22 protein-coding genes and 2 pseudogenes are annotated in these 24,904 nt (G+C 60.9%); 22 read left to right on the top strand and 2 right to left on the bottom strand.

Features of this window, described 5'->3' with window-relative positions:
- The first annotated feature begins 416 nt into the window (after nt 1–416).
- From QYH69_RS34345 to QYH69_RS34335, 3 genes and pseudogenes are all read left to right on the top strand, one after another.
- Nucleotides 417–1,448, top strand: a complete 1,032-nt coding sequence (locus QYH69_RS34345) for a tyrosine-type recombinase/integrase (RefSeq protein ID WP_308836118.1) — start codon at nt 417–419, stop codon at nt 1,446–1,448.
- 109 nt (nt 1,449–1,557) lie between these two features.
- Nucleotides 1,558–1,830: pseudogene (locus tag QYH69_RS34340) on the top strand (ATP-binding protein); the annotation flags it as partial.
- A gap of 66 nt (nt 1,831–1,896) precedes the next feature.
- A pseudogene (locus QYH69_RS34335) lies at nt 1,897–2,157 on the top strand (tyrosine-type recombinase/integrase); the annotation flags it as partial.
- A 41-nt stretch (nt 2,158–2,198) separates the two neighbouring features.
- On the opposite strand, the gene QYH69_RS34330 reads toward QYH69_RS34335, so the two are convergent.
- Entirely contained in the window at nt 2,199–3,188 is a 990-nt protein-coding gene (locus QYH69_RS34330) for a LysR substrate-binding domain-containing protein (RefSeq protein ID WP_308836117.1), read from the bottom strand.
- Nucleotides 3,189–3,437: 249 nt separating this feature from the next.
- Between QYH69_RS34330 and QYH69_RS34325 the strand changes: the two genes are divergently transcribed.
- The 13 genes from QYH69_RS34325 (at nt 3,438) to QYH69_RS34265 (ending at nt 16,072) form a co-directional block, all read left to right on the top strand.
- Complete coding sequence (locus QYH69_RS34325) at nt 3,438–3,845, top strand: RidA family protein (RefSeq protein WP_308836116.1); 408 nt, start codon at nt 3,438–3,440, stop codon at nt 3,843–3,845.
- A 10-nt stretch (nt 3,846–3,855) separates the two neighbouring features.
- Entirely contained in the window at nt 3,856–5,211 is a 1,356-nt protein-coding gene (locus tag QYH69_RS34320; protein ID WP_308836115.1) for an amidohydrolase family protein, read from the top strand.
- A gap of 31 nt (nt 5,212–5,242) precedes the next feature.
- Nucleotides 5,243–6,523, top strand: a complete 1,281-nt coding sequence (locus QYH69_RS34315) for an aromatic ring-hydroxylating dioxygenase subunit alpha (protein WP_308836114.1) — start codon at nt 5,243–5,245, stop codon at nt 6,521–6,523.
- A 27-nt stretch (nt 6,524–6,550) separates the two neighbouring features.
- Nucleotides 6,551–7,051 carry an aromatic-ring-hydroxylating dioxygenase subunit beta gene (locus tag QYH69_RS34310; protein WP_308836113.1) on the top strand — a complete coding sequence of 167 codons (501 nt, stop codon included), beginning with the start codon at nt 6,551–6,553 and terminating at the stop codon, nt 7,049–7,051.
- 63 nt (nt 7,052–7,114) lie between these two features.
- Nucleotides 7,115–8,449, top strand: a complete 1,335-nt coding sequence (locus tag QYH69_RS34305; protein ID WP_308836112.1) for an MFS transporter — start codon at nt 7,115–7,117, stop codon at nt 8,447–8,449.
- A 20-nt stretch (nt 8,450–8,469) separates the two neighbouring features.
- Nucleotides 8,470–9,297 (top strand): alpha/beta hydrolase, encoded by an 828-nt coding sequence (locus tag QYH69_RS34300; protein WP_308836111.1) that lies wholly within the window; start codon nt 8,470–8,472, stop codon nt 9,295–9,297.
- Nucleotides 9,298–9,334: 37 nt separating this feature from the next.
- Nucleotides 9,335–10,177, top strand: a complete 843-nt coding sequence (locus tag QYH69_RS34295) for a fumarylacetoacetate hydrolase family protein (RefSeq protein ID WP_308836110.1) — start codon at nt 9,335–9,337, stop codon at nt 10,175–10,177.
- A gap of 356 nt (nt 10,178–10,533) precedes the next feature.
- Complete coding sequence (locus tag QYH69_RS34290; RefSeq protein WP_308836109.1) at nt 10,534–11,733, top strand: porin; 1,200 nt, start codon at nt 10,534–10,536, stop codon at nt 11,731–11,733.
- A gap of 64 nt (nt 11,734–11,797) precedes the next feature.
- Nucleotides 11,798–12,829: a 2OG-Fe(II) oxygenase family protein gene (locus QYH69_RS34285; protein WP_308836108.1), complete on the top strand. Its 1,032-nt coding sequence runs from the start codon at nt 11,798–11,800 to the stop codon at nt 12,827–12,829.
- A gap of 92 nt (nt 12,830–12,921) precedes the next feature.
- On the top strand, nt 12,922–13,797 hold the full coding sequence (locus QYH69_RS34280; RefSeq protein ID WP_308836107.1) for a transporter substrate-binding domain-containing protein: 876 nt from the start codon (nt 12,922–12,924) through the stop codon (nt 13,795–13,797).
- Nucleotides 13,798–13,831: 34 nt separating this feature from the next.
- Nucleotides 13,832–14,557 (top strand): ectoine/hydroxyectoine ABC transporter permease subunit EhuC, encoded by a 726-nt coding sequence (gene ehuC, locus QYH69_RS34275; RefSeq protein WP_308836106.1) that lies wholly within the window; start codon nt 13,832–13,834, stop codon nt 14,555–14,557.
- Nucleotides 14,554–15,216 (top strand): ectoine/hydroxyectoine ABC transporter permease subunit EhuD, encoded by a 663-nt coding sequence (gene ehuD, locus QYH69_RS34270; protein WP_308836105.1) that lies wholly within the window; start codon nt 14,554–14,556, stop codon nt 15,214–15,216. Before ehuC ends, ehuD begins: the two co-directional genes overlap by 4 nt.
- A complete protein-coding gene (locus QYH69_RS34265) occupies nt 15,203–16,072 on the top strand; it encodes an amino acid ABC transporter ATP-binding protein (RefSeq protein ID WP_308836104.1) in 870 nt (289 codons plus the stop codon). Before ehuD ends, QYH69_RS34265 begins: the two co-directional genes overlap by 14 nt.
- A gap of 848 nt (nt 16,073–16,920) precedes the next feature.
- Here the strand turns inward: QYH69_RS34265 and QYH69_RS34260 are convergent.
- Nucleotides 16,921–17,961, bottom strand: coding sequence for an aldo/keto reductase (locus tag QYH69_RS34260; protein ID WP_308836103.1), 1,041 nt, complete (start codon nt 17,959–17,961; stop codon nt 16,921–16,923).
- Between the two features lie 176 nt (nt 17,962–18,137).
- On the opposite strand from QYH69_RS34260, the gene QYH69_RS34255 reads away from it, so the two are divergent.
- From QYH69_RS34255 to QYH69_RS34230, 6 genes are all read left to right on the top strand, one after another.
- Entirely contained in the window at nt 18,138–19,070 is a 933-nt protein-coding gene (locus QYH69_RS34255) for an AraC family transcriptional regulator (RefSeq protein WP_308836102.1), read from the top strand.
- Nucleotides 19,071–19,944: 874 nt separating this feature from the next.
- A complete protein-coding gene (locus tag QYH69_RS34250) occupies nt 19,945–20,802 on the top strand; it encodes an NmrA family NAD(P)-binding protein (protein ID WP_308836101.1) in 858 nt (285 codons plus the stop codon).
- A gap of 44 nt (nt 20,803–20,846) precedes the next feature.
- Complete coding sequence (locus QYH69_RS34245) at nt 20,847–22,064, top strand: MFS transporter (RefSeq protein WP_308836100.1); 1,218 nt, start codon at nt 20,847–20,849, stop codon at nt 22,062–22,064.
- A 494-nt stretch (nt 22,065–22,558) separates the two neighbouring features.
- The gene (locus QYH69_RS34240) at nt 22,559–23,233 is read left to right on the top strand and encodes a 2Fe-2S iron-sulfur cluster-binding protein (RefSeq protein ID WP_308836099.1); all 675 of its coding nucleotides are present in this window, start codon (nt 22,559–22,561) and stop codon (nt 23,231–23,233) included.
- Complete coding sequence (locus QYH69_RS34235) at nt 23,220–24,200, top strand: xanthine dehydrogenase family protein subunit M (RefSeq protein ID WP_308836098.1); 981 nt, start codon at nt 23,220–23,222, stop codon at nt 24,198–24,200. Before QYH69_RS34240 ends, QYH69_RS34235 begins: the two co-directional genes overlap by 14 nt.
- Nucleotides 24,197–24,904, top strand: a 708-nt coding sequence (locus tag QYH69_RS34230; protein ID WP_308836097.1) for a molybdopterin cofactor-binding domain-containing protein, incomplete at its 3' end; no start/stop codon positions are given. The genes QYH69_RS34235 and QYH69_RS34230, both read left to right, overlap by 4 nt.

Raw genomic sequence — 24,904 nt, 5'->3', positions numbered from 1 at the left:
CGTAGCCATGTCGTTCTGTGAGCCAAGGAGTTGGTAGAATGTTTTGTCTTCCTAAGACCGCTTGGCCTCCGACTTACGCCACTGTTGTGCAATACAACCCGAGGTCTACGTGGATACACCGGCACGGGAATCAGCCGTCCGATACACGCACTGTTCGAGCTTGCTGACGTTCGCGATGCCGAGGGACGATGCCCCCGAATTCACGACTTGCGGCATAGCTTTGCAGTCCAGGCTTTGATCCGGTGGTATCAGGAAGGCGCAGACGTACAGTCGAATCTCCCGAAACTGGCCATCTACATGGGGCATGTCTCGATCGCATCGACGGCATACTACCTTCCATTCGTTCCGACGATCGCAGCGCTCGCAAGTGAACGCTTTGAGAAGCAGCTGGGCCACGTGCTCGACGGGGGGAAGCCATGAAACCGCGCAAACCGACAGAGCTCGGCCGATGTCTGCTGCGCTTCTTCCGGGACTATCTGCCCACACTGCGCGGCGTCAGCGTGCACACGATACGGAGCTACCGGGATGCCATCGTCTTGCTGTTGCAGTTCACCGCGCGCGAGAGCCGGCGTCCCATCGAAGCCCTGGATCTGAGCGATCTCAATTCCGATCACGTAAAGCGCTTCCTCAAATTCCTTGAGTCCGAGCGCGGCAACAGCATCGCGACGCGCAACGCTCGGCTTGCCGCCATTCATGCATTTGCGCGTTTCGTGATTGCTGAGCATCCCGAACATCTGGCACCGTTTCAGCAGGTACTCGGGATACCTCTTAAGCGGGGAGCGCGGGAGGCACCAATCGAATATCTGGAAACGGCTGAGATCGATACGCTGCTGACCACCATCGACCAGAGCCGTCCAGCGGGGCAACGCGACTTTGCACTGTTTGCGCTGATGTTCAACACCGGAGCTCGTGTGCAGGAGATCCTCAATTTGCGGGTCTACGACCTGCGGCTCGACTCACCGCCGCAGGTCCGGCTGCATGGCAAGGGCAACAAGGTACGGGTATGTCCGATCTGGCCGCGGACTGCGCAGCTTCTGCGCGAACTCATTCGCACTCGTCCCCTGGTCGATCAGGGCTCGGCCGACCTGCCTGTCTTCGTTAATTGCCGCGGCACTCAGATGAGCCGATTTGGCGTGCGCTATCTGCTGCGCAAATACATGCTCATTGCGAGCACCCGGAACCCAACCCTTGCGCACAAAGAAATCCATCCGCATTCGCTTAGGCATACCACCGCGATTCAGTTGCTGAAGGCCGGCGTAGACTTCGCGACTATCAGCCAGTGGCTCGGCCACGCGAGCCTGAATACCACGATGCGCTATGCGCGTGCCGATATCGATCTCAAACGTCAGGCACTCGCGCAAGTGTTCCCCGAAATCCTCGCGCCTCCACGAGGTGGAGCATTCATCTTGAACGGCGCTGACCTGGTTGGCTGGCTGCGTAGACTCTGACCTGTTATGTGCAGTCAAGGCGGGCTCAAACCAGGCGGGTTCGCCTTGCTGCACGATCTGTCTACATAACTGCGTGCTGCACATAAGTCGACTAATGTTGTGCGCAACATTAATCGATGAGATCGGCTACCTGCCGCTGTCCGGCGATCAAGCCAGTCACTTCTTCCAGATCGTGGCCAGGCGCTATGAGCGTGGTTCGATGATCCTGACCAGCAACCTTCCGTTCATGCAGTGGGATGAGACGTTCGGCGGCAACGCCACGCTCACCGCCGCGATGCTCGACCGCATTCTCCACCACGCCCACATCATCCAGATCAAAGGAGACAGCTACCGACTGAAACAACAACGCAAGGCCGGCCACGTTCCGGCATCGAAGAAGTAACGACTGGCTCAGTTTTACTTTGCGCGCTCATGCGCGAAGTGGCTCAGATTTCAAATGCGTTTGACAGGGCCATCCACGATCGCCACCTTCGTACCGAAGGATCGTGCCTTGTCGCCGCTGGAGATCCGCTTGTTCGTGCAACAGATGGAATCAGTGGCGACCTATCCGACCGTCAAGCTGGCGTTGCGCCCGATCTTGCTGACGCTGGTACGCAAGAGCGAACTGATCCAGGCCACCTGGGATGAGGTCGATTTCGAGAACAAGACCTGGACCATTCCGAAGCAGCGGATGAAAGGGCGTAATCCGCATGTGGTCTATCTGTCGCGCCTGAACCGCACCGGGAATCGTGGAGGATACGATGAACGTCCTCAGGCGCTATGGTGTCGTTCGTGGGCAAAGAAGACCGACTCAGTGTCGGCTTGCTGCTTGCCTTCCTTGCAAATCCACTCGCGAAATTGCGTGATGATTGGGCGACGCGAAACGTCAGGACGGCTCACCACACAATAGGTTCCTGACAACGGTACGCGCACGGTAAACGGCTCGACGAGCTGGCCGGACTTGATCGCGCTGGATGCGAGCATCGGCGTGGTCCCGACGACTCCGCGACCTGCGACGGCCGCCTCGATGGCGAGCGCCGCGTGCGTGAAGCGGGGGCCGTTACCGTCGTTGATGCCGTCCACCTTCGCTTGACGCAGCCACATGCGCCAGAATGATTCGTTTTCGTAGAGCAGACCGCGTTCGTCGTGCAGCAGCGTGTGGTTCGCAACATCTTCCACCTTCTGCAGCGTGTCGCGAATCTGCGGCGTGCACAGAGGTGTCACATACAGCGGCATCAATTTCGTGACATTCATTCCGGGATAATTTCCGGTACCGAATGTGATCACGATATCCGATTCGCTCGCCCAATTGAGAACGGTCTGCACGTCGCCGCGATATCCGCGGGTTAAGTTCGTGAATTGCCGCATTCGCGTTGAAACCCGGACATCGATTTCCGGGTGCTCCATAACGAAACTATGGAGTCTCGGCATCAGCCATTGCGAAGAAAACGACGGCGGTACGTCGATCGATAAAACGCCATGCCCGCGGTGGCTGTTGACGATCTCGACCGCTTGAGAAATTTTTTCGAAGCCGTCGCGCAGGTGCATGAAAAACATCTGCCCTAATTCGGTCATTTCTATCGAGCGATAGCGCCGGTAGAACAGGGCCGCGCCAAGATTTTCCTCCAGCTGCTGGATCTGATGGCTAACCGCGGCGGACGTCACGTTCAACTCTTCCGCTGCTTTCTTGATGCTCAGATGCCGTGCGGCCGACTCAAACGCCTTGAGCGAATTCAGCGAGGGGTTCGGTATCCGTTCCATGCTCTTCCTGCACCGCACAAGGTGATCTTAACGTGAGTAACTTTACTTTTTCTCAACTTGCATCGCAAGTTATATCCGGTGACGGTCAAATTCTGTGCCGATAGCATCCTTTCAACCGAATCGGAATCCTTACTTCGCCAAGGGGTTACCCTGGTCGGCCCCAGTATGGTGAAGCCAGCCCACGATTGGGGAGACGAGCCCCGACCTGGGGAATATTCGGATTTAGCTGAAAGACACGGAGAGAAGGCAATGGATCTGAAATTCATATCGCCGCGTGAAATGGGTACTGCTTTCGCGCCTTATTCGCAGATCGCACGGGCGAAAGGGGCCCAGGAAATCGTGTTCGTCGCCGGCCAGGTCGCGACGCGCGAAGACGGTTCGATTGCCGGTGTCGATGATTTCGAGGCCCAGTGCGAGCAGGTCTACACGAATATCCAAACGGCGCTGAGTCACGCAGGCGCGAGCTGGTCGAACGTCGCGCAATTCACCTCCTACCTGGTGAGCGCCGACGACATCGCACCCTACAAGGCATGGCGTGAACGCAGGTTCAAGGAACTGTTCCCGAGCGGCGACTACCCGACCAATACGCTGCTGATCATCCAGCGTCTCGTCGTCGATACGCTTCGCCTCGAGGTGCAGGCGATCGCGGTGAAATAACGGAGGCGGCATGGAACAACGCCAAGGACGCGTTCTCGAAGGCAAGCTGGTGTTCGGCTCGCTCGACGCGCCGCTTGAACGCGGATGCGTCGTGACGGAAGGCGAGCGCATTGCCTGGGTCGGATCGCGCGATGCGCTGCCGCGGCAGTATGCGGGCCCCGGCTGGGAGCGCGTCGATCTGCCCGGCCGCACGATCATGCCGGGTCTGATCGACGGCCATACGCACATCTCGTTCGGCGAAGCGCGATCCGAAGAAGAACTCGCGCTATACACGCCGGTGGAGTTCCGCACGCTCAAGGCAGCGTGGAACGCGCGGAAGGTGTTGCAAGCGGGCGTGACGAGCGCCTTCGACGCAGCCACGACGTACAACATCGCCCAGTCCGTGCGCGATGCGATCGACAGCGGCATGTTCGACGGGCCACGTTTTGCGGTGAGCGGCCAGCAACTTACATCGCACCAGGGGCTGGAAGACTCGTTCCCGAACGGGATGGAGTTTCCGCCCGGGCAAGCGGGCGTGCTGGTGGGCAGCGTGTCCGACATCGTGAAGAGGATTCGCTATCAGGTGAAAGACGGGGTGGATGCGATCAAGGTGTCCGGTTCGAACGACTCGCTCATCACGCCGGATTCGCTCGACGGCGCGGCGTTCACGGATGAAGAGTTCGTCGTGATCGCGAAAGAGGCGCACCGGCTGGGCCGGATGTGCAATGTTCACGCACGCTCCCGCGATGCCATTATCGCGGCGGCGAAAGCCGGATTCGACGTGATCTACCACGCGTCGTACATCGACGATGAAGGTATCGACGCGTGCCTGAAAAGCGGCTCGATCATCTGCCCGACGCTGCCGCTGCTGACCAACATTCTGGAGGCCTGCGACGGAAAGCAGAGCGCACTAATGGACGCGTTGCAGCGCGAGTACGAAGCCGCGCGAACGAATCTACCGCGCGCGTACCGCGCTGGAATTCCGTTCGTACAGGGATCCGAAAGCGGCTGGTCGCCGATTCCGTACGGTCACTGGCACGCACGGGAGATGGAAATCTTCGTGAAGGATTTCGGTTTGTCGACGCTGGAAGCGATCCACGCCGGCACGCTGGGCGCCACTCGCATGTTGCGCCGCTTCGGTCACGAGGTGGGCAAGCTGGAAGCGGGTCGCTACGCGGACCTGCTGGTGATCGAAGGCGATCCGACCGTGGACATCACCGTGCTGCAGAAGCCTTCGAGGTTCGACTTCATTTTCAAGGGCGGCAAGCCCGTGGACCGCACGCCGGCGCAGCCGCGCCGGGTGATGCACTACGAGAAGCACAAGATCTTTCTCAACGGCCTGTATCAATACGATCAGGACACTGGGACGGGACGCCTTCTGGCGTAAGGCATGTCACTTTCGTATTAGGAAACACAACATGGAAAAGTACTCGAAGGAACATCTGGCAGGGCTCGTCAGGAGCGATCGTGTCCATCGCGACTACTACATCGACCCGCAGATCTTCGAAATCGAAAAAGAAAAGATTTTCGGCAAGGTCTGGGTGTATGTCGGCCATGAAAGTCTCGTACCGAAGGAGGGCGATTACTACAGCACCACGATGGCCGGTCAACCGGTCGTGCTGTCGCGTCACACGGACGGCAAGGTCTATGTTGTGCAAAACCGCTGCGGCCACCGTGGCGCCCAGGTCGTCGCGAAAGAGCGGGGCAATACGCGCGCGTTTCTTTGCATGTACCACGGCTGGGGTTTCCGCCTGAATGGCGAACTGGCCGGCGTGCCGATGAAGCAGGACTTTCCGCCGCGGTGCCTTGAAGAACCCGGGTCGGGCATGTTGCGGGTGCCGCGCGTGGAGTCGTATCGCGGTTTCGTCTTCGCGTCGTTCAACGAAGAGGTCATGCCGTTGCTGGACTTCCTCGGCGAAGCCCGCGGCGGGATCGACGAACTCGTGAATCGCTCGCCGGTCGGCGAAGTGGAATTCGGTTCGGGTTGCCACCGTTACTACTTCAGGGGCAACTGGAAGCTGCAAATGGACAACATGGCCGACACCTACCACCCGGCAGCGTGCCACGGTTCCACGGTGGGCCCGGATGGTCGCCAGTTCCAGCGCCGGGCAGGCGCCGAGGGCGGCAGGGCGCCTTTCTTCGCCGAAAACGGCGAGGCAATCGTGTCGCAACTCGGCGTGCGCGGCTACCCGAACGGCCATAGCTCCGAGCAGTCGCTGTTCGATAAAGAGCAGAAGGGTGGCCACTGGGACGAATACCGCGCGCAGATGGTGGCGGCTTACGGCGAAGCGCGCACCGCGGAGATCCTGAAGAACGTCCGCCATAGCCTGACACTCTTTCCGACGCTCGACATCCTGATCGCGCAGACGTCGGTGCGTGTAGTCAAGCCGATTGCCGTCGATTTAACCGAGGTCGAAATCTGGCCGGTGAAATTGAAGGGTGCGCCGGAAGTGATCTCGACGGACATCGTCCGGTTCGTGAACATTACCCACTCGGCGTCGTCGTTCATCCAGACGGACGACATGGAAGCGTTCGAACGTTGCCAGCGCGGCATGCAGACGGGTGGCGAATATATCCTCGTGGCGCGCGGCATCGGCAGCGAAGTGGACGAAGGCAACGGAGTGCTGTTCGGCGCACGTTCCAGCGAGGTGGGTCAGCGCGCAAAACACTTTGCGTGGCGCGACCTGATGGGCGCCTGAACAGGATTTTTGCAACAAGGAGATTAAATGAACAACGCAACGCTGGATGCCGCTACGCTCGACAAGCTGCGTACCTTCGTTGAAGACGAGGCCGCACTGCTCGACGAACGACGCTACGACGAATGGCAGGAACTGTACGCCGACGATGGCGTGTACTGGGCGCCGTCGCAGCCCGGTCAGCAGGACTGGAACAACACCGTGTCGCTGTACTTCGACGACAGGCACACGATGAAGACGCGAATCGAGCGTCTGAAACACAGCATGATCCACTGTCAGGAGCCGCCGTCGGCGTGCGTGCGCGTGCTTTCCGGTCTGCGCGTGATGTCGCGCGCGGCGGACTCGGGGGACTACAGGGTTCGCTCGAAATTCATCATGCTGGAAGATCGCCGCGGTGCGGAGCGTCGCACGTTTGGGGGCAACTATATCCATACGCTGCGGGTTCGGGGAGACAGCTTCCTGATCGTCCAGAAGCGCGTCGAACTGACCAACTGCGAGGCCAGTTTTCCGATGCTGACGCAGCCGTTTTAACAACGGTAGGCGCTGCGCGTAACGAAATGCGCGCAGCGCAAACGACAAGGACGGAGAAAAATCATGAGCGCAGTTCTTGTGGAGAGCGGGAAGTCAGTTTCCCATGACGGGAAGTTGCCCAGAACCTTGTTTCTGGTCCAGTTTCTCGCGGTCGGCCTCGGGTATCTGCTGTACACGTTCAACAGAACTGCATTCCCGATCGGATTGAAAAACATCTCGGTTTCGCTCGGGTTTAGCGTTATCGAGATGAGCACGCTGGGGACGATCTTTCTGGTCGGGCAGGGCATCATCGGTATTCCCGCGGGTTTCTGGAACAACACGAACGGAAGGCGCGGCATTACCTACCGCACGAATACGATCATGCTGATCGGCACCGTCGGAACGGGTGTCATGTCCCTGGTGCTGTCGTACCTCGCATTGAATTTCCCGCTTACCCTCACGTACCGGATCCTGTTCGGCGTCTTCGAGGGCATGTTCAACATCAGCGTCTATTCGTTTGCCGGTTCCGCTTTGCCCGAGCGCCGCGCATTCGTCAACATGTGCCTCGGCTTCTTCTATGCCGCGGGCGCCATGCTGGGGCCGTGGGTATTCAGTCAGATACTCGCGGCCGCGCCTGCGGATAGCGGCTGGCGCTTCGGCCTGTCGGTGTTCGGCGCAGTCAGCATCGTGATTGGCGTGGTGATCTTCAGCGTGATGACGCTGCTGCTTTACCGCACCCGTTCATCGGCTTCGATGCAGATCGTGCAGCGGGAGAGCGATCTGCCGTCCGAAAGCGTGACGGAGGTGCTCAAGGACGTATTGAGCAGAAAGTCGCTGTGGAAGGGGTTGGCGATCCACGCGTTGAATCTGTTCACGATGTGGGACTTCATTGGCGGTATGCCGTCGATCATGGCACAGCACCAGCAGCGCGACGTCCTCTTCATCGGCGCGGTATTCGGAATCGGATTCGGCCTCACGAGCGCGGTATCGCCTGTCTTCGGCCTCCTCGCGGACAGGTTCGGGCGCCGGCTGGTCGTGCTGATCCTCGGCGCCGCCGACATCGTCGCGCTGTACCTGCTGATCTTCCATCCGATGGGGCAGTGGGTGACGACGCTCCTCGCATTCGTCGTGGGCGTGGGCGTGAACTCGGTCTATTTCATGGGCTATACGCTCGCGCAGGACGGCGTGCCGAATTACCGCGTGCCGATCGCCACGGGTATTGCGGGCGCAATGGGCTACCTCATTGCCGGTTTTGCCGGGCCGATTCATGGCTGGGTCTCGACGGTGACGAACTGGCAAACCGCGTGCGTGATCATCATGATCATCCCTCAGATTCTGGCGGTGGCCGCCGCGCTGGCCTTCCTGCCGGGTGTCGCGAAATGGAAGCAATTGCGCCGCGAAGGCAAGGCAATCGGCTGAGCCCAACGGAAGACATCATCATGCTCACGCAATTCGACTTCGATTTCGAAGCGCATAAGATCAATGCGTTCGAAGGGGGAAGCTTCACCAAGCCGCCCTTGTTGTTGATGCACGGCGTCGGACCCGGCGCTTCCATCATGAACGCATTTTGTCCGCTTCTTCCTTTCCTGAACGAGCACTTCCACGTGTTCGCGATGGACTGGATCGGCTTCGGCGGTTCTGATCGAAAGCGCGAGAAACCCTTTGCGGACTTCAGCTTCTGGGTCCGGCAGGCGCGCGCGTTGATGGCCAGGATGCCGGGAGAAAAGGTCTACGTGTTCGGCCATTCGATGTCGGCGGCCGTCGCATTGCGGTTGGCGGCGACGGACCCGCGCGTCGCCGCCGTCTTCACGACGGGCGCGGCAGGCACGACATTCGAGCTGAACGATCACCTGAAGCGCCTGTGGACCTTTCCGAAGACCGAGGAAGAACTGAAGGCCGGACTCGCGAGCCTGATCCACGACGTGCGCGCGATTCCGGACGAGCAGATCGAAAGCCGCTGGAAAACGCTGTCCGAAGGCGATTACGGCGATTACTTCACGCAGATGCTGTCGACCCCCGCGCAACTGATCCGCGACTGGACGCTGTCGGACGGGGAACTCGCGGCGATCAAGGTGCCGTGCACGTTGCTGCACGGCAGAAACGACATGGCATGTCCGCCGGACGCGACGTCGGCGACGCTCGCGCGGAAGATCGCGCACAGCAATCTGATCGTGGTCGACGCGTGCGCGCACGCACCGTCTGTCGAGCAGACCGCGAAAGTGCGCGCGGCGCTTCATCTTGCCTTTGACGGCGTGATTGGCGTCTGAATCCGATTTAAAGCAGGAACGACAAACAGGAACGAATGTGAAGCTTTTCCGATACGGCCCGGTTGGGCACGAACGCCCCGGCATCATCGACGCGAACGGCGCGATGCGCTCGCTATACCCTGTCGTTCGCGAAATCGACGACACGGTCCTGTCGCCCGAGGGCCTGAATTTCCTGCGCGCACTCGACGCGAGCCGGTTGCCGGAAGTGCCCGCCGACACGCGTATCGGCGTGCCGTTGTCGAGCGTGCGCGGTATCACCGCGATTGGCCTGAACTACACGGATCACGCCCGCGAAGCGAACATGGCCATTCCGACGGAGCCCGTCGTGTTCAGCAAGGCGACGTCGTCGCTTGCCGGCCCGAACGACGACATCCTGTTGCCCGCGCGGTCGGAGAAAACGGACTGGGAGGTGGAGCTTGCGATCGTCATCGGCAGCACTGCATCGAACCTGTCACTCGCGCAAGCGCACTCGGCCATCGCCGGATTTTGCCTGGTGAACGACGTGTCGGAACGTTCGTGGCAGCTCGAACGCAACGGCCAATGGGGCAAGGGCAAGAGCTTCGACACGTTCACGCCGCTCGGTCCGTGGCTCGTGACGCCGGACGAAGTGGACAACGCGAAAAATCTGGCGTTGACGCTCAGCGTGAACGGTGTGCCGCGTCAGATCGGCAACACGGAGGACATGATTTTTCCTGTGGATACGATCGTCAGCTATGTCAGCAGTTTCCAGACGCTGCATGCGGGCGACGTCATCATCACAGGCACGCCCGCCGGGGTTGGCATGGGCATGAAACCGCCCGTTTTCCTGGGCGGCGGCGATGTGATCGACATGGCGATTACGGGTTTGGGAACCCAGAAACATCACGTTGTCGCTCGTTGAGAACGTTGCCCCGTAAGGGGCTTCGTTCGGTGTTCAGCGGTCGGTAATGAAAATCTTCAAAAAATCGCCGGGAAATTTCCAATCAATATCGATTGTTCAATCGATCGATTAACTGGGCGGGCAGTTCGCAGGACAGCGCCAGTGAAGAGGCCGCCGTCCTCGGCGAAACAGGCATGAGTGTGTTGCAACGCGTGCTGCGCATGGAGTCTCACAAAGCTCCATGACGCCGGCATGGACCCGGCTTGCCCGCGTTCGCGCGCCGGCCGTCGATGCGCGCGGAAACCGTATCAGCGACATGAAAAGCAGCGCGGCGATTCTATCGATTTAGACATTTTCCAATAAACGAAGGGCGCAACATGGCACACCGCAAAATTAAAACCGCACTGATATTCGGTATCACGTCGATGACATCGGCGTCCGTCTGGGCGCAAAGCAGTGTCACGCTCTACGGAATCGTCGACGACGCCATCGCGTATCAGAGCAGCAGCACTAAACTCGGCACGACGAGCGGCGGCAAGTCGAACGTACAGCTCTATTCGGGCGCATGGTCGGGCAGCCGCTTCGGTTTTCGCGGCACGGAAGATCTCGGCCGCGGGCTGAAGGCGGTATTCCAGCTCGAAAACGGCTTCAACGTCGACACCGGCACGCTCGGCCAGGGCGGCCTGGAGTTCGGGCGGCGCGCGTTCGTCGGCTTCGATAGCGCGCAATACGGGCTGCTGACTTTCGGGCGCCAGTACACGCCGTACTTCACGCTGCTCGCGCCGTATTCGCCGATCGAATGGCTCGGCATGCATCCGGGCGACGTCGACGCATTCGACTTCACGGTGCGCGGCAACAACTCGATTGTGTATATCTCGCCGAAGCTTTACGGCTTCACGTTCGGCGGCATGTACGCGCTGGCGGGCATTCCCGGCACGGTGAACCGCGGATCGACGTGGAGCGGCGCGCTGCAATATGCGGCCGGACCGGTCGGCGTGGCGGCAGGCTTTCTTCGCGTGAACAATTCGACGGTGGGCGGCGGTGCGTTCGGCGCAGCGTCGACGGCGACGTCGGGCGGTCAGACGCTGGTGTCGTCGCTGACCAACGGCTATCAGACTGCGCAGGCACAAAACCGCTTCGCGTTGGTCGGCACATACCACTTCAACAGGAACTGGGACGTCAATCTCAGCTACTCGAACGTGCAATACATCCCTGGCGTCGGCTCGAGCTACCGCGATACGGCGATCTTCAATACCGAAGGCGTCGTGCTGCACTGGAAGGCCAGCGTCGTATTCGACATCGCCGCGGGCTACTCGTACACGCGCGCCACCGAAGCCAACGGCATCACCGATGCCGCGTCGTATCACCAGTTTCATTTGACGCAGTTGTACGCGCTGTCCAAGAGCACCACGCTGTACGCCTTCGAGGCGTATCAGCGCGCCAACGGCAATACGCTCGGCACCAACGGCACCAGCATCATTCGCGCGACACCGACGATCGGAGATTTCTTCCAGTCGTCGCCGTCGTCGTCAGCAAACCAGGTCGCGCTGATCGTCGGTATCACCCATCGCTTCTGACAGGCGCGCGCACGCGAAGCGCCGCTTCCGCCTGACCCCCATCATCTGCTACCAGGAGTTCGCCATGAATCATCCGCAAACCGTCGACGTACGCGGCGAAATGAAGGAAGACGCCGAAGCGCTCTATCTGATGGATCACCCCGATTCGACCGAAGAGATTCCGACGCTCGATCTCGCGCCGTATCTCGATGGCACGCCCAACGGCCTCGAACACGTCGCCGCGCATCTGCGCGACATCTCGCGCACGGTCGGCTTCTTCTATCTGAAGGGGCACGGCATTCCGCAACACGTGATCGACCGCGTATTCGACGCCTCGCGGCGATTTCATTCGCAACCGGCCGCGCTGAAAGACCCGTTGCCGTGCATCGACGTCGGCACGCTGAAGTCCGGCTATCAGCCCGCGCCGCGCGAGACGCGCGCGTATTCGAACGTCAACATCATCACTGGCGCGAAGCCGAACACGTATTCGCGTTTCACCGTCAATCGCGAAGGCGGCTCGGGCGGCGCGAACGTCCCGACGCCGGGCGCGCCGGTCAACGTGTGGCCCGACAATCTGCCTGGATTCAGGGAGGCGGTGCAGGACTATCACACGCGCATACTCGCGCTCGCGATGCAGTTTCTCCCGCTGTGGGCAAAGGGCCTCGAGCTGCCGCCCGATTACTTCGACCAGGCGTTCGTGACGCCGCACGCGTCGCTGGTGTTGTCGCACTATCCGCCGCAAAAGGAGGTCGGCGAAAAGCAGTATGGCATCGCGCCGCACACCGACAACAGCATGATGACGTTTCTCGCGCAGGCGAACGTGCCGGGTCTGGCCGTGCGCATGCCGTCCGGTCACTGGCGTCTCGTCGAGATCGTGCCGGGCACGCTGCTCGTCAACACCGGCAATACGATCGTTCACTGGACCAACAACGAGTACCTGTCTACCAAGCATCGCGTGATCAACACCAACGACGTCGACCGTTACTCGATCCCGTTCTTCTTCGGCCCATCCGGCGACGCGCTGATCGACTGCGTGCCGACCTGCGTAAGCGCCGAACGCCCGGCGCTCTATCAGCCGACCACGTATGAAGCGATGCGCCGCTGGTATTACGCGTAGCTCGACTGACCAGCACATCGCCGATGCATCGCCTCGCGCACACACGCGCGCGAGGCGATGCGCTCAAACACTCTCACGGCAGGACGGATCCAATGAAATCGACAACCAGACGATGTTTTCTGCGGCACGCGGGATCGGTCGCGCTTTCGCTCGCGTGTGCGCCGGCATTCGCACAGGGCACGGCGATTACGCCTGGCAACGGACTGCTCGCGCGTCTGAAAAGTGCCGGGAAGGTGCGTGTCGGCGTCGCCGTCGACTATCCGTTTTCGACCCTCGGTCCGGACGGCACGCTCAACGGCGTGGCACCGACCATCACCAAGGCGATCATGACGCGGCTCGGCGTTCCGGAGGTCGAAGGCTATGTCGCGACCTACGGCGAGCTGATCCCCGGCATGATGGCGGGCCGCTGGGACATCACGTCGGCGGCGCTGACGATCTCGAAGGCGCGCTGCGAGCAGGTGCGTTTCGCCGATCCGATCGTGTTCGGCGGCGATGTGATCGTCGCGCTCGACGACTACAGCGGCGCGATGCCCAAACGCCTGAGCGAGCTTGCCAGGGGCGGCGACGACATCGCCGTGCTGGCCGGCGGCGTCGATCTGAAAGCCGCGCTCGCCGCGGGCATTCCCCCCGAACGTCTGCGCCAGTTCGGCAACGAGTCGCTCGAAATCGACGCGCTGCTCGCCAGACGCGTGCGTTTCGCGATCATGTCGCTGAACCCGGTCAACACGCTGTCGAAGCAGCGCAACCTGAAGCTGAAGACCACCTATCCGGTCGAGGATGCGCCCGCACGCGGTGCATCGTGCGCGTTCCGCATGCAGGACACCGATCTGCACGCCGCCTACAACGCACAGCTTCGCGCGATGAAAGCGTCGGGCGAACTCGCGACGATCCTCAAGCGATTCGACTTCGACACGCCGCCCGAATTGCGCGACGTGACCGTCGAGCAATTGTGCGCAGCCGCGACCTGAGCTACGCATCGATACGCCGAAAACGGAGAGTCCGATGGACGCAAGCAAAACGTTGGTCGATTACCTGCCGCTCCTGTTGATGGGGATTCCGGTGACGCTGGAAGTTACCGTGCTGTCGATGGCGCTCGCGCTGCCGGTCGCGCTCGTACTCGCGCTCGGGCGCAGCGCGCCGCACGCGTGGCTGCGATGGCCGGCGGGTTTCGTGATCGAACTGTTTCGTGGCAGTTCTTCGCTGGTGCAACTGTTCTGGGCGTTCTACGTGCTGCCACTCATCGGCATCGATCTGCCGGCGCTCGTCGCGGGCGTGCTGGTGCTCGGCCTGAACGAGGGCAGTTACCTGTCGGAAGTGTTTCGCGCGGGTTTCGCGAGCGTGCCCGACGGGCAGCGTGAGGCGTCGCTGACGCTCGGGTTTTCGCCGTGCTATCGCTTCTTTCGCGTGACGCTGCCGCAGGCGCTGCCGGTCATGATTCCGCCGTTCGGCAACGCGCTGATCGTGATGCTGAAGTTCTCGTCGCTGGTCTCGCTGGTGACGATCCGTGACCTGTCGTTCCGCGCGAATCTGATCGCCACTTCGCTCGGCGAATCGGCGGCCGTGTTCGGCGTCGTGATGGTGATCTACTACGCGCTCGCGTTGGTGCTGAGCACGCTCGCCAGACAACTGGAGACCGCCGTCGATGCGCGCGTCGGGCGTCCGTCGAAGGGCTCTCGCCTGTCCGCGCGCGTGAACGTGCCGCAATGGGCGATCGGAGCGAAATCATGAACGCGATCGGCTGGAACTGGAGCTTCGCATGGTCGACACTGCCGGCTTTGCTGGCCGGTTTCCGGCTGACCGTGCTGGCGACGCTGCTCGGCTCGACGCTCGCGTTCGTGCTCGGACTCGCGTTGACACTGTTGCGGATGACGCGTCACGCGCCGCTCACGCTGATCGTGAACGCATTCGTGTCGTTCGTGCGCGGCACGCCGCTGCTGGTGCAGTTGTACGTGCTGTTCTACGTGCTGCCGAAATGGGGCGTGTCGACGTCGGCGTTCGTGACGGGTGTCGTCGGCCTCGGCGTCTACTACAGCGCGTCTACGTCCGAGGTGTATCGCGCGGGGATCGAAGGTGTCGCACCGGGTCAGTGGGAAGCCGCGTTGACGCTCGGCCTGCCGATCCGCCGCGTGTGGAGCGGCGTGATCCTGCCGCAGGCGATGCGCACTGTGCTGCCGGTGCTCGGCAATCAGGTCGTCGCGATGTTCAAGGAGACCTCGCTGCTGTCAACCATCACCGTGATGGAAATGCTTGCGCAGGCGACCAACATCGGTTCGATCCAGTACCGTTACGTCGAGCCGCTGACGCTCGCGGGCGCACTGTATTTCGTCATCAGCTACGTTTCGGCGAAGGGTCTTCGCCGGCTGGAGGTCGGTCATGTCAACGCTTGAAGCCGCGACGCGCGATGCGTCGTGCGCGAATACCAGCATGAGTACGAACGCGAGCACGAACATGAGCACCAACGCGAACGCGGATCAGGCGATCGTCGCGATGAGCGGCGTATCGAAGAGCTACGGCGAGCGCCGCATTCTCGACGCCATCAATCTGCGCGTCGCGCCCCGCCAGAGAATCGCGTTGATCGGGCCGAGCGGTTCGGGCAAGACGACGATCCTGCGTCTTGCCATCGGCCTGATCAAACCGGATGCGGGCACCATCGAGATCGACGGCGATCACCTCTGGCATACGCGTGGCGCAAACGGTGCGCTCGTCGATGCGGGCGAGCGGCAGGCGCGACGCGTGCGGCGCCGGATCGGCATCGTGTTCCAGCACTTCAATCTGTTTCCGCATATGACGGCGCTCGCCAATGTGCGCGAGCCGCTCGTGCACGTACTCGGCCTGTCGCGCGACGAATGCGACGCGCGCGCAATCGATCTGCTGACCCAGGTCGGGCTGAAAGATCATCTGACCAAGCGGCCCGCGCAATTATCCGGCGGTCAGCAGCAACGCGTGGCGATCGCACGTTCGCTCGCGTTACGCCCGAAGGTGATTCTGTTCGACGAAGTGACGTCGGCGCTCGATCCGGAGCTCGTCAGCGAAGTGTTGCGCGTCGTGCGTGAACTTGCGCACGCGAGCGACATGACGATGCTGATGGTCACGCACGAGATCCAGTTCGCCGCGGACATCGCGGATCGGGTGCTGATGTTCGACAACGGGCGGATCATCGAGGACGGTCCGCCCGCGCAGGTGCTGAAAGACCCGGTGGAGGCGCGCACGCGAAGTTTTTTGCGCGCGGTGCTTGAACGTTGAACGGAGGAAGCATCACCCATGAAGCCGATTCGTTATGGCGCACCAGGCGCAGGGCTGCCCGGAATGATCGATGCGCAGTGCACTCACGTCGTGTGCGCTCGCGTACTTGTTAGCGCAGACGAGATTAGTTGGCGGTGCCCCGGCAGATAGGCTGCATACCGACGTTACAATTAAACCGGGACGGATGCCGTTTTCGGCTGATCGCTGTGACGCCATTGGGAAACGTGCCATTGCTATTCGGAAAATGTCGTCAGTGATGCGGGCTCATCGAAAACGCGTCCCTTCGGGATGACCGCCGTACGGGGCTTCGGTCGATCACGTCATGTTTGGCGGATGACTTACTGAACTTCAGCGGATGCAGCGTGAGGTCGCTGCGCAATGTGCTGGACTTGTACTCGGTGCGGAAGTAGCAGCGTGTACGTCAGCAAAGGACAGCCGTTCTGACGGTAAGTGTGACGGTAAAGGCCTTTTTCGATCACAGCCAAACCCTTTAACGATTCGGGTTTGGGCGGTCCGTTGATGATCGAGTGGGAGTAAGTCAGGATCCTCTGCAGAGGTCTGCAGAGGTCTGCAGTGGTCTGTCGGTCACTCGAATTCCCCACGCTAAAACAAGGGTTTATCGGCTATTTTGATCCACTGCCGTCCGTCGGCAGCGACGCGTCGCCGACGGCATCAGCGACGGTATAGCATCTTTCTCTGCAGAACCCGGGCAAAATGGAGTTCCTCTGCAACGGCAATAAAGCAACTAAGATGGCGTAGCCCCATGATGGTCACCCTGACAGGTTGACCGTTTACCTCGGCGCCACACTCATGCGCCCCCGGGAACGGTAACCAAGCAACAAAAAATACTAGCGCTTGGACTGTGCAAGTTGATCTGCACGTCGCTGGCTCCAGAACTCGAACATCCATCCGGGATATTCGGCAACGAGTTTGCTGACGTCGTCGATCGCAGCAAGTTCGTCTTCAGCAAGCGTCACATTGACTGCCCCGAGATTTTCTTCCAGCTGAGCCATGCGCTTAGCCCCAATCAGTACGCTCGAAACCACCCTCCGGTGCAGCAGCCAAGCCAGCGCGATCTGCGCGACGGAGGCTTGCTTTGCTTCCGCAATTGGGCGCATCACGTCTATTGCGTCGTAGGCGCGCTTTTCGTCGAAAGGTGGGAAGGCATGTACGGAACGACGACTGTCATCCGGCGCAGCCGCGCCTCGCAGTTGTTTGCCGCTCAGGAAGCCGCCTGCCAGAGGGCTCCAAACCAGGAGACCGATGCCTTCGCTTTCCAGCAACGGGGCGATTTCCCGTTCTATGTCACGGCCAGCAACAGAGTAATACGCCTGGAGCGAAGCAATGCGCTCGATTCCAAGACGCTCCGAAATACCGATTCCCCGCGCAATTTGCCAAGCTGCCCAGTTGGAAACGCCAATGTATCGGACGTACCCTTGCCGAACTAGATCGTCAAGTGCGCGAAGGGATTCCTCGATCGGCGTGGCCGGATCGAAGCCGTGGATCTGATATAAGTCGATATGATCGACTCGCAGTCGCTTGAGACTATTTTTAGCGGCGTCGAGCAAGTGCCCGCGCGACACCCCGGCGTCGTTCGGTCCTTCGCCCATCGTTCCAAACGCCTTGGTGGCAATCAGATAACTCTCTCGCGGTACTCGAAGACTACGTAAAGCCTCACCGAGAAAAAGCTCGGACTCGCCCAAGGCGTAGCGGTCAGCGGTGTCGAATAGATTGACGCCAGCCTCGAAGGCGCGTGCTACGAGTGTGTTGGCTTCCTGTTGAGCCAACGAACCAAGCGCCTGAAAGCCCTTGTTCTCACCAAATGTCATCGCGCCGAAACCCAGTTCCGACACAAAAAGACCCGTGTTTCCTAAGCGGTTGTATTTCATGCTTACCTCGATCAGGTTAGTAAGTGACCTGATTGAGAGCGTACGTGCGTGCAACAGCACATCGGTAGCCTTTTACTACCTTTTTCCTGCCCATTTCTCTCTCGATGGGGAGAACCGGATAACGCCCCACCTCGGTATGTGGCAAGATCCTGAGCGTCCAGATCGCGTCAACTGCCATGCGTCCTCAGAACTCAAACGATCGATCCGAACGCCAACGGGATGAAATCGAAGCCATCATCGCCCGCTTTGCTTCAACGCACAGCGGCTACGCGACATCCGTGCCTGGTCTTCGGGTCGCACGCATCTCTGAGCCCGTCCCACCCACGGCGCATTTCGACGCAGCCTATTTGTGCGTATGTATTCGAGGGCGCCGACGCGTATCCGCAGGAGAAACCGTCGTCTTGCATGACGAGAGCCACTGCGTTTTAACCGCTATCGAAGTGCCGACCATAATTGCAATTCCCGACGCAAGTCCAACTCGCCCCTATACCGCGCTGCGTATTGACCTTGACCTAAGTCTCGCCCGCAAGGTCATGGCAGAAATCGACATAGAGGGGCCGGACGCTGTGCCAGCCGATGCTTGCCTTGCCGTTATAGAACTCGATTCAGATCTCCTTGATGTAGTCACCCGTCTTGTGAAGTTACTGGAACGCCCGGAAGACATCCCCTTCATGTCCTCGCTTCTCCATCGAGAAATTCTTTACCGCCTTTTATCTGGCCCGGGCGGCGCTCGCTTGAGACGAATCGTACGGTCAGGTTCGCAAGGCCATCGAATTGCAAAAGCAATTGATTGGTTGCGCGCTCACTTTCACGAACGTCTGCGTGTCGAACAGTTGGCGGATAAGGCTGGCATGGGCGTGTCTACATTGCATCGCAACTTTGCTGAGCTTACCGGCATGAGTCCAATTCAATATCAGAAGCAACTGCGGCTACATGAGGCACGTAGGCTGATGCTGGAGAATGAATTAGAAGTGGGGCTGGCGGCACTGAAGGTTGGCTATGAAAGCTCTACCCAGTTCATCCGTGAATATCGCCGTCTCTTCGGGGTGCCGCCGATGCGGGATATAAAGGCGTTGAGGGAAGCGGGCGGTAATCGTGCGACGATCTGATCTCATATGCAACGCTGACCATTCCGTGGCATTCAGGACCATCTCCGGCCGATGCTTTCCATGTCGTCGTACCGTCCTTGCCCGGATCCGGCTTTTCCGCACCGGCGACCGTGCCCTTACCACCATCTCGATCTACTGGTTCGGTCACATGCTTGACTCCTCGTTCCGAATCTACAAGGAGAACCGGCTTCGGCCGCTGACTTTCGATGCCTCCGAGCGAGTGGCTCCGCCGCTGGGCGTGGCGGCATTTCCGCGCGAGTTGCCTACGCCGCCGCGCTCACGGGTAGAGCGTGTCTTCAACGTTCAGCGTGGACGCGCATGTCGAAGGGCGGTCACTTCGCGGCGCTGGAAAAGTGATCCGTGACCTGACCGGGCGTGGTCGCCAGCACGATGCACAACGGCCGACAGGTAGCGTGATGGCTCTTATCTGCGTTGATAGACAACGCCTTGAATCGAGACCTGATCTGGCTCCGGTTGCTCGTCAAAGCGCTTATGCGCTTCCGCAATCCAGCATCGCCATGTCATTGCTCGGCCTGTGTTTGAACACGCCGGCTCAGGGCGCGTGAGGTGCATTGCAAGCGGCGACCGGACAAATAAAGTCCGGCGGCTATTACGGGCCGGCGATGCGCCGAATCGGCAGCATGATCGCCTCGGACGTTCCACTTAAAAATCTCAGGAGACTGTCCGAACGAGCGAGGCCACCTCTGTTCAACCGGACCGGTAACTCCGACAGGAAAACACGCGCACATGCATGACGATTTGTCATTTGTTTGTTGACCGTCAGGCTATTCGCCGCTCAGCCCTACCGCACTACGCTGTGAACCATCCATTCATCGCGCGCGGTTGAGCCGTTCGCTCTTGTTGAGGGGTTTCCATGTTCGCAGTAACGGGTATCAGCGGGAAAGTGGGCGGCACGGTGGCGCGCACATTGCTCGGTCGCGGCTTGCAGGTTCGCGCGGTGTTGCGTGACGCGCAAAAGGCAAGACACTGGGAGATGCAGGGGTGCAAGATCGCCCTCGCGCAGGCCGACGACGAGGCTGCGCTGACACGGGCATTTCATGATGTCGACGGCGTATTCCTGATGCAACCACCCGACTACGATCCGGCGCCCGGTTTCCCGAAAATCGTGTCTCGTTGCGCCGCGATGCGGGCAGCGCTGTGCCGGACGCGGCCGAGGAAAGTGGTCTATCTGTCGACGGTAGGAGCCCATGTCGCGCAGCCGAATCTGTTGAATAACGCGAAGATCACTGAAGACATGCTGCGCGGTACCGGGTTGCCGGTTTGCATGCTCCGTGCAGCCTGGTTTATGGAGAACGCCAGTCGGGACGTCGACGCGGCACGCGCCGGGCAAATCGACAGCTTTTTGCAGCCGCTCGACCACCCGGTCCCGATGGTGGCCACCCTGGATATCGGTCGAAACGCGGCGCAGATTCTGCAGGAAGAGTGGGCCGGCGTGCGCGTCGTCGAACTGGAGGGCCCGGCGCGTTACAGCGCGAACGATATTGCTGCCGGATTCAGCGCCGCGTTGGGCAAGACGGTCCGTATCCGGGCTGTGCCACGTGATACATGGGAGGCCCTATTCCGCTCGCAGGGCATGCAACATCCGGGCGCGAGGATCCGCATGCTCGATGGGTTCAACGAAGGATGGGTCGACTTCGAAAGGAGCGCCGGCATGGAGCTTCGCCGGGGCGATACGCCGCTCGACGCCGTCCTCGCGACGCTCGTCAAATGAAAAAGGACGGTACCGCACCGGACGGACAGATTGAGAACGTTTCCATGCAACAGCAAGCCCGCGTCTCGATGCAGTTGATTCCATTCACGGCCGTCGCCTTTCTTGGATTTCTAGCGATCGGTCTGCCACTTCCCACGTTCTCCATCTATGCACCCGGCGCGCTGCATGTCGGCACGGGGGCCGTGGGAACAATTGTCGGCCTGCAATCCGTTGCTACTTTGCTCACCCGGCAATGCGCAGGGCGACTCGCCGACGCAAGAGGACCCAAAGCGACGGCGCTACTGGGCTTGCTCATCGCATCCGCCACAGGCTGGATCTACGTCGTATCGAACGCCGCGGTCGAACATACGCTAATCAGCATCATGCTTCTGTGCGCAGGAAGACTCCTGCTCGGTCTGGCCGAAAGCATGTTCATCACAGCGCTGGCCGCGTGGAGCATCGCACGCGTCGGAAGCCGCTACGCCGGACAGGCCATGGCATGGTCCGGCATTGCGATGTACGCTGCGCTTGCCGCAGGCGCCCCGATCGGGCTTGCAATCTACCGCGCTGCCGGATTTCCAGCGGTCGCCGTATGCTCGGCACTGACGCCACTGGCCGGTGCGGCGATCGCGCTGTGCTGGCAAGCACCGCCGGTTCAGCAGGCGAGAGACCGCGAGTCGTTCATCCGTATGTTGCGCGTTATCTGGGTGCCCGGGCTCGGTATGGCGCTCGCATCGTCCGGCGCGGCGACGCTGGGCGCGTTCATGTCGCTGCGCTATAGCAACGAAGCGTGGCCGAATGCCGGATTCGCGCTTAGCGCGTTTGGTGGCGCGTATATCGCCGTGCGCGTGCTATTCGGCGGCCTGCCGGACCGGTTAGGCGGCTATCGTATCGGCACATGTTCGCTGTTCCTGGAGGCGGTAGGGCTGACCGTCATCTCGCTCGCAGCACGGCCTGCCGTAGCATTGCTCGGAGCTTGCATCACGGGACTTGGCTATTCTCTGGTCTTTCCGTCGTTAGGCGTAGAGGCCATGCGCCGCGTGCCGGGCGAAGGGCGAGGGCTTGCAATCGGAGCTTACCTCGCATGCTTCGATCTCGGCCTCGCCGTGGGAGGGCCGGGCGCTGGCGTCATGGCGGCCTATCGTGGTGTGCCGGCAGCGTTTACGGCCGCAGCGGGTGCGACCATCGTTTCGCTTGCGCTTCTTTGCGCGGACTGGTGGAACCGAAACGGCTCGCGCCGAGCCGCTCACGGCAAAGCGACTGAACCGGGCTCGACGCCGTGATTTTCGCGGCATGTGGTGAACGCTCGACCTGATGTTCCGATTGATATCGATCAATCGCGCGCAGCGCCCGCCGCGCGCGATTGAAAACCGGTGGCGACTGGTCGATTCTGCTCTCAGGAAGGCTTTGCGGCGTATGCCGGTCCATTCGCGCGAGCCGATCCGTACTCGCAAAACCATTTCCGCGATTTCGATTGCGTTGCGCTACGAATCTGAAAGTGCGTTCAGCAGCAGCTTCAGGCGTGCGACGTGGCTTGCGCTCAACTCTACCGTGAGTGGTTCCGCTGACCATGTGGACACAGCAAGGGTGGTGGCGGACAAGAACCCGCGGAGCAGGTGTTTCGCCTGCTGCCTTGCATCCCGCTGGGTTTGTTTAATGCCAAACCAGCATCAATCCAATGACACCCACGTCATTGTCACCTCAATCGTTACGACCGAATATGGGCCTGTCGAACTTCAGACGACCGTCTAGCGGTCAACTACCACGAGGTGAAGAGATGAAGGATGACGAAGTTGCCTCGACATCGGCGGCGAGTGAGGCAGCCGGCCATGACGGCGTCGCGATGACGCGACGTTCGTTGTTCAGGACGACGTTTGCGGCGGCTACGTCGGTCGCGATGGGACGCGTCGCGGCCATGCCGGTTTCACAGGCTGAACCACGCAGTGGTACGCCGGCAGTCAACAACACTGTCAGCGTGACGGTGGTAATCAACCACGTCCCGCATCGTCTGGACGTTCGCTCGGACGTTACGCTGCTTGATCTGTTGCGCGAGCAACTGCAGCTGACAGGTACCAAGAAAGGCTGCAACCGCGGCGAATGCGGTGCCTGCACGATACTGCTCGACGGTCGTCGCGTTAACGCCTGTTTCGTCCTCGCCGCGACGCTCGATGGTCGGCAGGTCACAACTATCGAAGGTCTGGCGCAAGAAGGCGAACTGCATCCGGTGCAGAAGGCTTTTATTCGGTGCGACGCATTTCAGTGCGGATTCTGCACACCGGGACAGATCATGTCGGCCGTGGGCTGCATTCAGGAAGGACATACTCGTTCCAATAGCGAGATTCGCGAATGGATGAGCGGGAACCTCTGCCGCTGTTCGGCGTATCCGCAAATCGCGCAAGCCGTTGAAACGGCGGCCGGAGAGATGCAGGGGGGCAGCAATGGAACCGTTTGAATATCGACGCGCGGCGAGCGGGAAAGAAGCGCTTGCGCTTGCGTCGCGAGGCGGCGCGCAGTTTCTGGCCGGCGGGACGGAGCTAATCAACTGGATGCGCATCGGTATCGAACGTCCGGCCACGCTGATCGACATTACGCGGATAGACGGTCTCTCGCATATCACGACGTTGCCGAATGGCGGCCTTTCGATCGGCGCGTTGAACAGGCTCAACGACGTCGCACAACATGCGCTTGTGGCTCAACGATACCCGGTGCTGTCGCAAGCGATCCTGAAAGCGGCTTCCGCGCAAATCCGCAATCTGGCCACGATCGGCGGCAACCCGCTGCAACGCGTGCGTTGTCCGTATTTCCGCGCGGACGAGCCCACGCCGTGCAACAGGCGCAGTCCAGGTTCGGGATGCGCGGCGCTGCATGGCTTCAACGAGAAGCATGCGATTTTCGGCTGGACCGACGACTGTGTCGCCGTTCAGCCATCGGACCCGGCGGTCGCGCTCGCCGCGCTCGACGCTGCGTACGTCGTGCGCGGAATATCGGGAGTCCGGCGGATTCCTGCACGCGATTTCCATGTCCTGCCTGGCGAGGACCCGTCCGCGCACCATCGCCTGAGGCCTGGCGAGCTGATGGTCGCCATGGAAATACCGCGGCACTGGCCGCGTTCCGCGTACCTGAAGATTCGCGAGCGCGAAAGCTACGAATACGCGACGGCGTCGGTCGCGGTTGCGCTCGATCTCGATGGCGACGTGATCCGTCGCGCGCGCATCGCGCTCGGATCGGTCGCGATGAAGCCGTGGCGCCTCGACGAAACCGAGCGGCGGCTCGCGGGTGTACGCATTGGCTCGCCGGAAATGGATGCGGCGATAAACGCAGGGTTCGGCGATGCGCGCGCGCTGTCGCGCAACGCGTACAAGATCCAGTTGGCGCGCAACGCCGTGGCGCGCGCCATCGATCAGGCAGCGGAGGCATGATGAGCAGCAATCTGGGGCAGGGTATTGCGCGTCACGACGGGCCGATCAAGGTGACCGGCGCCGCGATGTACGCGGGCGACCGAAATCTGCGCGCGCAACTGTATGCAGTCCTGGTGGCGTCGACCATTCCGGCTGGGCGTGTGGTGTCTGTCGACGCGACGGCGGCACTTAAGCGTCCTGGCGTGATTCGTGTGCTGACGGCGGCCGATCTCCCGCGCGCGCATCGGGACCTCGCCGCCGTCAGCGTGCCGCCTCTGGCGACGCGCTTTTTGCCGATGCAGACCGACGAGATCGTGCATGAGGGGCAGCCTGTCGCGATGGTGCTGGCAGAAAGTCTGCAGGCCGCTGAAGCGGGCGCGAGCGCAGTGCGCTTGGAGTACCAGCGTGCAGCGTTCATTGCGCCGGAGCAGGCCCCTGTGGCCGATGTCGATCCGGCCAGAGGCAGTTATTCGCAATCGGGCACGCTGGCATATCACAAAGGAGATGCAACGGCGGCTATCGCGGCTTGCGGACATCGCGTCGATGAGACGTACACGCAACCGTCCCGCCACGGCAATCCGATGGAGCCGAGCGCCATTCTCGCGGCGTGGGAAAACGGCGATCTGACCGTCTACGATGCCGTTCAACACCTAAGTCGGAGGCCAAGCGGTCTTAGGAAGACAAAACATTCTACCAACTCCTTGGCTCACAGAACGACATGGCTA

Origin of the sequence: Paraburkholderia sp. SARCC-3016 (assembly GCF_031119615.1) — a bacterium.
Classification (GTDB): domain Bacteria; phylum Pseudomonadota; class Gammaproteobacteria; order Burkholderiales; family Burkholderiaceae; genus Paraburkholderia.
This window is presented reverse-complemented; position numbering and strand designations above follow the sequence as displayed.

Bases quoted from the DNA above. Each gene is read 5' to 3' on its own strand.
- QYH69_RS34345 (WP_308836118.1), top strand. From the start codon at position 417: ATGAAACCGCGCAAACCGACAGAGCTCGGCCGATGTCTGCTGCGCTTC.
- QYH69_RS34330 (WP_308836117.1), bottom strand. From the start codon at position 3,188: ATGGAACGGATACCGAACCCCTCGCTGAATTCGCTCAAGGCGTTTGAG.
- QYH69_RS34325 (WP_308836116.1), top strand. From the start codon at position 3,438: ATGGATCTGAAATTCATATCGCCGCGTGAAATGGGTACTGCTTTCGCG.
- QYH69_RS34320 (WP_308836115.1), top strand. From the start codon at position 3,856: ATGGAACAACGCCAAGGACGCGTTCTCGAAGGCAAGCTGGTGTTCGGC.
- QYH69_RS34315 (WP_308836114.1), top strand. From the start codon at position 5,243: ATGGAAAAGTACTCGAAGGAACATCTGGCAGGGCTCGTCAGGAGCGAT.
- QYH69_RS34310 (WP_308836113.1), top strand. From the start codon at position 6,551: ATGAACAACGCAACGCTGGATGCCGCTACGCTCGACAAGCTGCGTACC.
- QYH69_RS34305 (WP_308836112.1), top strand. From the start codon at position 7,115: ATGAGCGCAGTTCTTGTGGAGAGCGGGAAGTCAGTTTCCCATGACGGG.
- QYH69_RS34300 (WP_308836111.1), top strand. From the start codon at position 8,470: ATGCTCACGCAATTCGACTTCGATTTCGAAGCGCATAAGATCAATGCG.
- QYH69_RS34290 (WP_308836109.1), top strand. From the start codon at position 10,534: ATGGCACACCGCAAAATTAAAACCGCACTGATATTCGGTATCACGTCG.
- QYH69_RS34285 (WP_308836108.1), top strand. From the start codon at position 11,798: ATGAATCATCCGCAAACCGTCGACGTACGCGGCGAAATGAAGGAAGAC.
- QYH69_RS34280 (WP_308836107.1), top strand. From the start codon at position 12,922: ATGAAATCGACAACCAGACGATGTTTTCTGCGGCACGCGGGATCGGTC.
- ehuC (WP_308836106.1), top strand. From the start codon at position 13,832: ATGGACGCAAGCAAAACGTTGGTCGATTACCTGCCGCTCCTGTTGATG.
- ehuD (WP_308836105.1), top strand. From the start codon at position 14,554: ATGAACGCGATCGGCTGGAACTGGAGCTTCGCATGGTCGACACTGCCG.
- QYH69_RS34265 (WP_308836104.1), top strand. From the start codon at position 15,203: ATGTCAACGCTTGAAGCCGCGACGCGCGATGCGTCGTGCGCGAATACC.
- QYH69_RS34260 (WP_308836103.1), bottom strand. From the start codon at position 17,961: ATGAAATACAACCGCTTAGGAAACACGGGTCTTTTTGTGTCGGAACTG.
- QYH69_RS34255 (WP_308836102.1), top strand. From the start codon at position 18,138: ATGCGTCCTCAGAACTCAAACGATCGATCCGAACGCCAACGGGATGAA.
- QYH69_RS34250 (WP_308836101.1), top strand. From the start codon at position 19,945: ATGTTCGCAGTAACGGGTATCAGCGGGAAAGTGGGCGGCACGGTGGCG.
- QYH69_RS34245 (WP_308836100.1), top strand. From the start codon at position 20,847: ATGCAACAGCAAGCCCGCGTCTCGATGCAGTTGATTCCATTCACGGCC.
- QYH69_RS34240 (WP_308836099.1), top strand. From the start codon at position 22,559: ATGAAGGATGACGAAGTTGCCTCGACATCGGCGGCGAGTGAGGCAGCC.
- QYH69_RS34235 (WP_308836098.1), top strand. From the start codon at position 23,220: ATGGAACCGTTTGAATATCGACGCGCGGCGAGCGGGAAAGAAGCGCTT.